Raw genomic sequence first — 8,876 nt, 5'->3', positions numbered from 1 at the left:
CCGGATTGCGTTGTGCGAGTTGCGTACTGCCGTACCACAAAGCACTATCGTCACTCATGCGTTTGTTACCCCTCACCGCCACCGCAGCGCTGCTGCTGACACTGGGCACCAGCACCGCCGCGGCCCAGGTGACCCCCTCCGACACCCCGCGCCAAGCAGTCGCCCGCACCTACCTCGACGCCCTGGTCTCCCACGACGCCAGCGCGGTCCCGTTCGCCCCGCACGCCACCCGCGTGGAGATGGGCCTGCAAACCGGCTTCTCCGGCCCCCAACTCAGCCACGAACTCAACACCAGCGTGTTCAACCTGACCATCCAGAACATTCGCGACCTCACCATGACCGAAGCCGGCGACACCGTGACCACCCACTACTTCCTCGAAGCAGGCCTGGCCGGCGTGCGCATGGCCACCGTGGAGATCACCGAGAAGTTCGTGGTCCCCGACGGCACCATCCACTACATCGAAGCCACCCTCACCCCGGTAGCAGGCTGATCACCGTCACCGGGTGGGAGCAGCTCGGTATGCCGAAACCTGTTGTCCCGCGAACATATTGAACACTTCGCGGTCGCGAGGGCGGCGGCGCGGAACCTGTGGTGGACTTGCTGTCATGAGAACCCGCGCAGCCCTCGCGGCCGCCTTTGTCTGCGCCAGCCCGCTGGCCGCCTGCTCCGACGAACCGTCCCCCACGAACCCGGCAGCGCCCCCGATCTCCTCGATCAGCACCGAGTCGCTGGACCCCGCCGCCCGCCGCTACCTCGACGCCGTAGCCAACCGCGACGCCGACGCACTCGCCGCCGCCTTCGCCCTCGACGCCGTGGTCATCGACGTCTCCCGGCAGATCCGCGGCCGCGACGCGATCCGCACCTGGGCCGCCGCGGAGGTCATCGGCGGCATCTACACCCTGCTGGGCAACACCCCCCGCCCCGGCGGCACCACCATGCTCGTGCGCTTCCAGCCCGGCGGCACCGGCGGATTCAACGCCAACTACAGCTTCGACATCGCCGACAACTTGATCACCCGAGCCGACCTGCAGTACGCCTGACCATGTGACCCAGATCACTGTTGAGGTTGACTCGAGGTCAAGGTGCACGCTCATGTCATGACTTCGAACACGAGCAACGCCGCCCCCACCAACTCCCTTGCCGCACAGACCAACCCGGACTTCCAGCGCATCATCGACGACATCGTCGACACCGGCTTCGTCGGAATCCAACTGCGCGTCACCGACGAGCACCGCGAATGGGTCGGCACCGCCGGTTTGTCCGCCTTGGGCGAGACCGCCCCACCGCCCAGCAACGGCCGAGTCCGCATCGGCAGCAACACCAAGACCTTCGTGGCCACCGCGGTCCTGCAGCTCGTGGCCGAAGGCAAGATCGCCCTGGACACCCCCGCTGCGCACTACCTGCCGCACCTGGCCATCGACCCGCGGATCACCGTGCGCATGCTGCTGCAGCACACCAGCGGAATCTTCAACTTCACCGGCGAAGTGCTCGAGGACGGCACGATCGTGCCCGGCGTCGTGGCCTGGAGCGGCAAGGACTGGGTCGACAACCGCCTCCGCGGCCGCGACGTACTAGACCTGGTCCGACAGGCTCTGGCCCTGCCCGCCCGGTTCGAACCCGGTACCGACTGGAGTTACTCCAACACCAACTACGCGATCGCCAGGCTGCTGATCGAAGCGGTCACCGGGGACCCGCTGGCGCAGGTGATGCAGCGACAGATCCTGGAACCCCTCGGCCTGACCGACACGCTGGTTCCCGAGAACTCGACCGAACTCGGCGGCCCGCACGCCCACGCCTACTACCGCTACGACGACGCAGGCAAACAGCGCACCGTCGACGTCACCGTCTCCGACCCCTCCTGGATCTCCAGCGGCGGCGACATGATCTCCACCAGCAAAGACCTCCACACCTTCATCCGCGCGCTGGTCACCGGCAAGCTGCTGCCCGCCCCGCTGCTGGCGGACATGCTCACCCCCGAATCCAAGGTCGGCTACGGCCTGGGCGTGATCGTGCAGCACACCCGCAGCGGCACCGTCATCACCCACAACGGCGGCCACGGCGGCCACGCCGCGCTGATGTACAGCACCGCCGACGGCAGCAAGACCATGACCGCCGCGCTGAACTACGTCGACGACGCCGACCTGACACTGTCCGAGCCGTTTCAACAGGCGACCCAACGACTCATCGAGGAGGTTTTCGGCGGCCCCGCCGCTTGACCTACACCCGTTATCAAGGTCAACTTTGAGAGTGCAGAGCAACGGCGTCACGATCGGTCAGGCCGCGGTGTTCGCCGGTGTCACGATCAAGACCGTGCGGCACTACGAGAAGAACGGACTGCTCACCGAACCGGCCCGCGACAGCTCCGGCTACCGCCGATACGGATCCGCCGAGCTGTTGCGGCTGGTGCAGGTACGAACCCTGGCCGCGGCCGGGGTTCCGCTGGCCGAGATCGGCGCCCTGCTCGACGCCGACGCGGCCACGTTCGCCACCGAACTGGCCGACGTCGAACGGCGCCTGTCCGACCACATCGACGAGCTGATCGCCCGCCGCGACACCCTGCACCGCCTCGCTGACGGCGACCGCACCCTGCTGCCCGACCGCGCGGTGGCGCTGCTGGCCCGACTGCCCGGACTCGGGTTCGCCCCCGCCGACGTGGCCGCGGCCAGGGAAGGGTGGGTGCTGGCCAAAGCCCTGGTCCCCGAAGGCTTCGACGACTACGTCGCCAACGTCGAAAACGCTCTCGACGACCCCGAGTTCATCGCCCTGCACCACCGCGCCGCCGAAGCCGCGACCCTGGCCCCACACGACCCGCGCGTGGACGAGATCGCCACCGCCGTAGCCGACCACTACCTGGCCAACCCCGCCCACCTGGAAATCGTGACCGGCCTACAGGCCCGCACCGAAGCCGCGACACGCTACAAACTGATCCGACACCACGGCGAAGAGCCCGAATCCACCCCGGCCCGCATGGCGGCGCTGGTGGAAGCCAAGCTACGCGCTGCGGGCGTGCGAATCCCAGGAACCAACTCCCGCTGATCAGATCTGATGCACCCACGCCACGAAAAACAACGCACCCACCGCGGCCAGCACCACCGCGACCGGGATCGCCCACCACGATCGATGCCCACCCAGCACGGTGCGGGTCAACCGCAGTTGCAACCGCCCCAACGCCGCGATGACGCCGACGAATACCGGCGCGATCACCACCGCGAGCCCGGCCTGCACCGCCCACGCACCCACCAATGTCGGCCCGCCCCACGAGGTCTCGTAATCATCGGAGGCAACCAGGGGATAGGCCAGCCCGCGCACCAACACCAGCACGCTGAGCATCACCAGAAACCACCCCAGCAACCCCACACCCCCCGACAGCACCGAGTGGATCACACAGCGCACCAACGAAACACGGTGCCCGCCGACAGGTTCGCGCAAAAGCCGCCGCGGCACCCGCAGTCGAGTGCGCACCCGCGTGAACGCCAGTGGCAACCCCAGCAGCTCGTAGCCTGCTGTGCGTGCCACCGCGCCGATCACCGCAGTGACCCGGCCGCCGCGAGGTCGTCGAACAACAACTGGTCCACCGGCGGCACCAGATCCCGGTCCCCGAACCCGAACCACGCCAGCGCCTCGATCTCACTGCTGGCAGTGAGCACACCCCGGTAGTCGGCGGTGTAACACGCCATCCGAACAACGGTGTCGTGCCCGTCGGCGACCGCGGCCTCATAGGTACCCACGTGCGCCGCGCTCTCGGGCGCCAGTTCCACGGTCAGTTCCTCGGCGACCTCCCGCACCAGCGTCTGCAAGTCGGTCTCAGCGCCTTCACGTTTCCCACCCGGAATGAAGAACACATCTTTGCCGCGCGGGCGAGCGCACAGGATGCGACCGTTCTCGATCAGCACCCAGGCCACGGTATCGACAAGCGGCCGTTCCGTAGATTCCACCACGGCCCGCAGCCTAACCGTTCGCCGGTCCGCCCGCGCATGCTGGCCGCACCCGCCGATCAGTGACCGGGCAGCACGCACACCGTATCCAGCCCGAGCACCCGGTTCAGCCGCCCGAACGCCAACCACGACCCGATGCTCATACTCAGCTCCACCACCTCGGCCTGTGTGTACTGCGCGAGCATCCTGGTCCAGAACGGTTCGTCGAGACCGTGATGGTCGGTGGCATACCGCTCGGCGTACTCCGCGGCCAACCGGGTCCGATCATCGAACAGTTCAGTAGTGCGCCACTGCGAGACCGCGTCGGCGAACTCCGCCTCGACCTTGCGCCCGTCGCGTTCGGTGCGCCAGTCCTGACAGAACAGACACCCGTTGATCTGCGCGATCCGCAGCCTTGCCGCTTCGAATTCCCGCAGCCCCAGCGTGGAGTGCTCGTACACCGACAGCGAGAACCCCGCTGCCGCAATCCCGATCCCGGGCACCATCTCCCCCCACACGTAACCGATCGGGTCTTTACCTTCGGGAATATCGATGATCATCGTGCTGCCTTTCCGAGTTTGCCCACCGCGGCCCGCAGCGGCACATCCAACGCGTCATACAGACCCGGCTGCGCGTCGACCAACCAGTCGATCGCGTTCACCAATCTGCCCACCGCCGTGGCATTCCCACCCGCCGCCCGATTGCCACCCTCATCGGTGGCCTCGACACTGACCTCGATCCGCGGGGACCCTTCGATGATCACCCGATGCGCACCGTCCCCATCCGGCGGCGTCGGCCAATCCGGTGCGCAACTGGGATGAATCCGGGTGACATGCTCGATCACGATGCGCGCCTGCCCCTCGACGATCCCCTGCACCTCAAACCGCACCGCCCCCTGCGTGCCCGCCTCGAACGCGCCCATCCGCGTGGTCTGCACCGTCGCATCCAGCGCCCGCCGATCCACGGTCTCCACGATCTCGTCGAGTTCGACCCCCAACGCCCGTGCCATCAACCGAATCTGCCCACCCCACACCATCGTCGGTACCGTCGCCATCAACATCGGCGGCTGATACTCCATCGGCTGACCCATCCCGACCAGGTAGCGCACCGAGTCGGGTTGGTCGTAGGTGGAGTAGTCGAAGATCTCCTGACACCGCACCACCTCGACCGTGCCGGCCAACCCGCTGATCAACAGCGGCAACACATCATTTCCCCACCCGGGATCCACCCCGGACACGAACAGCGAACCACCCCCGGCGGCAATGGCTTCCAACACCGGCTCCCGCATCTGCGCCGGTGCACTGCGCGGGTCGTACAGCGCGTACAGCGCCGGGGTCACAACAACAGCCCCCGCCCGGATCGCCCGCACGATGTCGGCGAGCGCGTCGTCGGGCCGAATATCGCCGGACGCCGCGTACACCACCGCCCGCGGACCGGTGGCGAGTAGCGCGTCGATGTCATCGCTGGCCGGCACTCCCAACTCGGTGTCAAGACCAGCGAGCATGCCCGCGTCACGGCCGACCTTGTCGGGGTTGTGCACCAGCACCCCCGTGAGAACCAGCGCCGGATGAGCGGCCACGGCACGAATAGCCGCGCGACCGACATTCCCGGTGCCCCAAACGATCGTGGGGATCATCGAGCCACCGTAGCAAGCGCTTGGTCAGGCGCGAGGACTATCCGGATTCTCGGCGCACAGCCAGCCCCCGCGCGCCGATCGCCTCGGCCAACCGTTCCACCGCCGCGGTCAACTCCCGTTTCGGGAACTTCCCCTTCTCGAACATCGACACCACCACCTCGTCATCGACCCGCTCCCACGTCCCCGCGATCCGCCCGTCGACCAACACCAGCGGCGAGATCCAGCCCGCGGTCCTGCTCACCTTCGCGCGATGTTCGGACCGCAGCATCGCGGTGTCGCCAGTGCCGGGACCCAGCACGTACTGGTCGAACGGCCCGAGCAGATGGATCGCGCCATCCAGCGTCGCCGCAGCGAGCTCATCCACGAACTCGCTGCCGATCCACCCGGTTCTGCCCTCGACATCGACCTCAGTCACCGCGTCACCCAGGGCAGCAAACCACCCACGCACCACCGGTTTTCGCACACTGTTGCGACTGAGCCACCCGTCGAACGCCTCCGGTGTGGCCGGACCGTACGCACCGAGATACGCGGAGATCACCGCCGGTGCGGCCTCGTCGGGATCCGGCACGCCCGACCACCCCGGAACATGATCAGCAGGCGAGGCGAACGTGACCTTGGTGCCACGAGCAGGCCCGTGACACAACGCCCCCTGCCAGGCGAGCGGTTTGAGCACCGCACCCCACCCCGACCGCAACTGCTCACCCAAATGGTCGAACCCCGGTTCAGCCAACACGGCCTCGACCAGTTCATCCCGCGTCAGCACCCGATCGGCGAGCACACCCGACACCACCTCGACCAACGCCGCCACCTGCTCCGGCGTCGCCCCGAAAACCTTCTGCCACGACGGTTTCTCCCACGTGCGCGCCGACCCGATCAGCGACAACGCCGCGGCCGCGAGCTGCGGCACCATCGCGTGCAAGGTGCCGCGCATCGCCCACGTCTTCACCAGCCCGCCCGCCTCCAACGCCTGCGCCACCCCTGATGGGCGCGGATCGGAACTGCGCACCGCGACAGCCATTTCCGCCGCCGATGCCACCTGAGCCTGCACCCCCACCAACCGCTCCACGATATCGCCGACCGAACCTCCGCCCGGTTCCGTCACGAACTGACGGCCCAGCCGCCACGCGAACACCTGATCCCACCCGACACTCACCATGCCTGACCCCTTGTCGCCGACCCCCTGGACATCTCCATCAGATCAGAACCCACTGACAAGTTCGGTCAGCTCGCCTCAGTCCGTCGAACAGCGACCTGCCGCAACGCCGCACGCAGGCCCGCGAATTCGTCGTCGCTGATCCGGTCGACGAAGTGATTGAGCACCAGATCGGCCCGCCCGCCGACGTGCAGCGCCTCGTGCATCAGCCGCGCACTGTGTTCCTCGCGGGTGATCGTGGGCCAGTACCGGTAGGCGCGGCCTTCGCGTTCCCTGGCCAGCCAGCCTTTGCGGTGCAGGTTGTCCATGGTCGACATGACCGTGGTGTAGGCGATCTCGCGTTCGGCGGTCAGTTCGTCGAACAGTTCGCGCACCGTGGTCGCATCGACGTCCCGATCCCACAGCCGGTCCATCAGCACCGCCTCGAGATCCCCGAAACCACGCACTCGCCGATCGCTCCTCACACCTTGCCCGAACCGGTTTCACAGTACCGGCCGGTCCGCGGTGAGGAACTCGTTGTCCGGGCAAGACAATGGCAAGGAGGGAAAACCACTCCTTGCCACCTCTAATTTATAGCGCACCCCGGGCCTTGCGGCAAGGCCCCGGTGCTGGTGCACAATCGTGCGGCAAGCCCGCAACCTGCGGAAACTTGGTCGAAGGGGAGAACTTTGATGATCGACGTGATCGTGGCAGGCGGCGGACCGACCGGCATGATGTTGGCCGCGGAACTGCGACTGCACGGTGTGCAAGCAGTCGTGTTGGAGCGCGATATCGAGCCGACCAAGGTCGTGCGCTCGCTCGGATTGCACGCGCGCAGTATCGAAATCATGGACCAGCGCGGCCTGCTCGACCGGTTCCTCGCCCTCGGCCAGACGTACCCGGTCGGCGGATTCGCCGGCATCCCCGCACCGGTGCCCGAGCACCTCGACACCGCCCACCCGTACATCCTCGGCATCCCCCAACCGCTCACCGACCAGATTCTCACCGACCACGCCACCGAACTCGGCGCCGACATCCGACGCGGCACCGAAGTGGTCGGCGTGAGCCAGGACGACCACGCGGTCACCGTCGACCTCGCCGACGGCACCCACCTGCGCGCCCGCTACCTCGTCGGGTGCGACGGCGGCCGCAGCACCGTACGCAAACTCCTCGACGTCGCCTTCCCGGGCGAACCCAGCCAGGCCGACACCCTGCTGGGCGAGATGGAACTGACCGCGTCACCGGAAACCCTGACCGAGGTGATGACCGAAGTCCGCAAAACCCAACTGCGATTCGGCGCGATGCCCCTGGGCGACGGCCTCTACCGCGTGCTCACCCCCGCCGCCGAAGTCTCCGAAACCCGTTCCACTCCAACCACTTTCGACGAATTCACCCAACAACTCATCGCCACCGCAGGCACCGACTTCGGCGCACATTCCCCCCGCTGGCTGTCCCGCTTCGGCGACGGCACCCGCCAAGCCGACCAGTACCGCGTGGGCCGAGTCTTCCTCGCAGGCGACGCCGCCCACATCCACCCACCCGCCGGCGGCCAAGGCCTCAACCTCGGCATCCAAGACGCGGTCAACCTCGGCTGGAAACTAGCCGCCACCATCAACGGCTGGGCACCTCCCAATCTCCTGGACACCTACCACGCCGAACGCCACCCCGTCGGCGCCGAAGTCCTCGACCTCACCCGCGCCCTGATGCACCTGATGTCCCTGGACCCCGGAGCCCGAGCAGTCCGCACCCTGATGACCCACCTGATGACCTTCGGCGACGTGAACCGCTACCTCACCGAACGAATGACCGCCATCGGCATCCGCTACGACTTCGGCGAAGGCGACCCGCTGCTCGGCCGCCGCCTCCGCGACATCGCACTGAAACAAGGCCGCCTCTACGACCGCATGCGCCAAGGCCGAGGTCTACTCCTCGACCGAACCGGCCACCTCTCGCTAGACGGCTGGACAGACCGCATCGACCACATCACCGACACCACCGAAGAACTCGACGCCCCCGCACTACTGCTGCGCCCCGACGGACACGTGGCCTGGGTCGGCGAAAACCAACAGGACCTACTCACCCACCTCCCCGACTGGTTCGGCCCGGCGTGACCCAGGACACAGCCTGAACCTGTCAGATCCGGGCCGGCTGCGTGGTCTTGATGGTGTCCGACCATGCAGTGCAACGAAAGGA

11 protein-coding genes are annotated in these 8,876 nt (G+C 67.3%); 5 read left to right on the top strand and 6 right to left on the bottom strand.

Annotated elements, in window-relative coordinates; translation table 11 throughout:
- The first annotated feature begins 56 nt into the window (after positions 1-56).
- The 4 genes from ACFWVD_RS14075 (at position 57) to ACFWVD_RS14060 (ending at position 3,037) form a co-directional block, all read left to right on the top strand.
- Positions 57-491 (top strand): hypothetical protein, encoded by a 435-nt coding sequence (locus ACFWVD_RS14075; RefSeq protein ID WP_379242608.1) that lies wholly within the window; start codon positions 57-59, stop codon positions 489-491.
- 115 nt (positions 492-606) lie between these two features.
- Complete coding sequence (locus tag ACFWVD_RS14070; RefSeq protein ID WP_379242606.1) at positions 607-1,041, top strand: nuclear transport factor 2 family protein; 435 nt, start codon at positions 607-609, stop codon at positions 1,039-1,041.
- Positions 1,042-1,098: 57 nt separating this feature from the next.
- A complete protein-coding gene (locus tag ACFWVD_RS14065; protein WP_379242604.1) occupies positions 1,099-2,217 on the top strand; it encodes a serine hydrolase domain-containing protein in 1,119 nt (372 codons plus the stop codon).
- Positions 2,218-2,248: 31 nt separating this feature from the next.
- Positions 2,249-3,037, top strand: coding sequence for a MerR family DNA-binding transcriptional regulator (locus tag ACFWVD_RS14060; protein WP_379243300.1), 789 nt, complete (start codon positions 2,249-2,251; stop codon positions 3,035-3,037).
- Here ACFWVD_RS14060 and ACFWVD_RS14055 read toward each other — a convergent pair whose 3' ends face one another.
- The 6 genes from ACFWVD_RS14055 to ACFWVD_RS14030 form a co-directional block, all read right to left on the bottom strand.
- Positions 3,038-3,517 carry a hypothetical protein gene (locus ACFWVD_RS14055; protein ID WP_379242602.1) on the bottom strand — a complete coding sequence of 160 codons (480 nt, stop codon included), beginning with the start codon at positions 3,515-3,517 and terminating at the stop codon, positions 3,038-3,040. It abuts the gene before it with no gap.
- An 8-nt stretch (positions 3,518-3,525) separates the two neighbouring features.
- Positions 3,526-3,939 carry an NUDIX domain-containing protein gene (locus tag ACFWVD_RS14050; RefSeq protein ID WP_379242600.1) on the bottom strand — a complete coding sequence of 138 codons (414 nt, stop codon included), beginning with the start codon at positions 3,937-3,939 and terminating at the stop codon, positions 3,526-3,528.
- A 56-nt stretch (positions 3,940-3,995) separates the two neighbouring features.
- Positions 3,996-4,475 (bottom strand): carboxymuconolactone decarboxylase family protein, encoded by a 480-nt coding sequence (locus ACFWVD_RS14045; protein ID WP_379242598.1) that lies wholly within the window; start codon positions 4,473-4,475, stop codon positions 3,996-3,998.
- The gene (locus ACFWVD_RS14040; protein WP_379242596.1) at positions 4,472-5,551 is read right to left on the bottom strand and encodes a dihydrodipicolinate reductase; all 1,080 of its coding nucleotides are present in this window, start codon (positions 5,549-5,551) and stop codon (positions 4,472-4,474) included. The genes ACFWVD_RS14045 and ACFWVD_RS14040 overlap by 4 nt, the downstream gene beginning before the upstream one ends.
- Before the next feature lie 37 nt (positions 5,552-5,588).
- Entirely contained in the window at positions 5,589-6,707 is a 1,119-nt protein-coding gene (locus tag ACFWVD_RS14035; protein WP_379242594.1) for a winged helix DNA-binding domain-containing protein, read from the bottom strand.
- A 65-nt stretch (positions 6,708-6,772) separates the two neighbouring features.
- The gene (locus ACFWVD_RS14030; RefSeq protein ID WP_379242592.1) at positions 6,773-7,150 is read right to left on the bottom strand and encodes a BlaI/MecI/CopY family transcriptional regulator; all 378 of its coding nucleotides are present in this window, start codon (positions 7,148-7,150) and stop codon (positions 6,773-6,775) included.
- A 225-nt stretch (positions 7,151-7,375) separates the two neighbouring features.
- Here ACFWVD_RS14030 and rox point away from each other — a divergent pair, with 225 nt between their 5' ends.
- On the top strand, positions 7,376-8,794 hold the full coding sequence (gene rox, locus ACFWVD_RS14025; RefSeq protein WP_379242590.1) for a rifampin monooxygenase: 1,419 nt from the start codon (positions 7,376-7,378) through the stop codon (positions 8,792-8,794).
- Positions 8,795-8,876: the final 82 nt, after the last annotated feature.

Source organism: Nocardia sp. NPDC058666, from assembly GCF_042714895.1.
Lineage (GTDB): Bacteria > Actinomycetota > Actinomycetes > Mycobacteriales > Mycobacteriaceae > Nocardia.
This window is presented reverse-complemented; position numbering and strand designations above follow the sequence as displayed.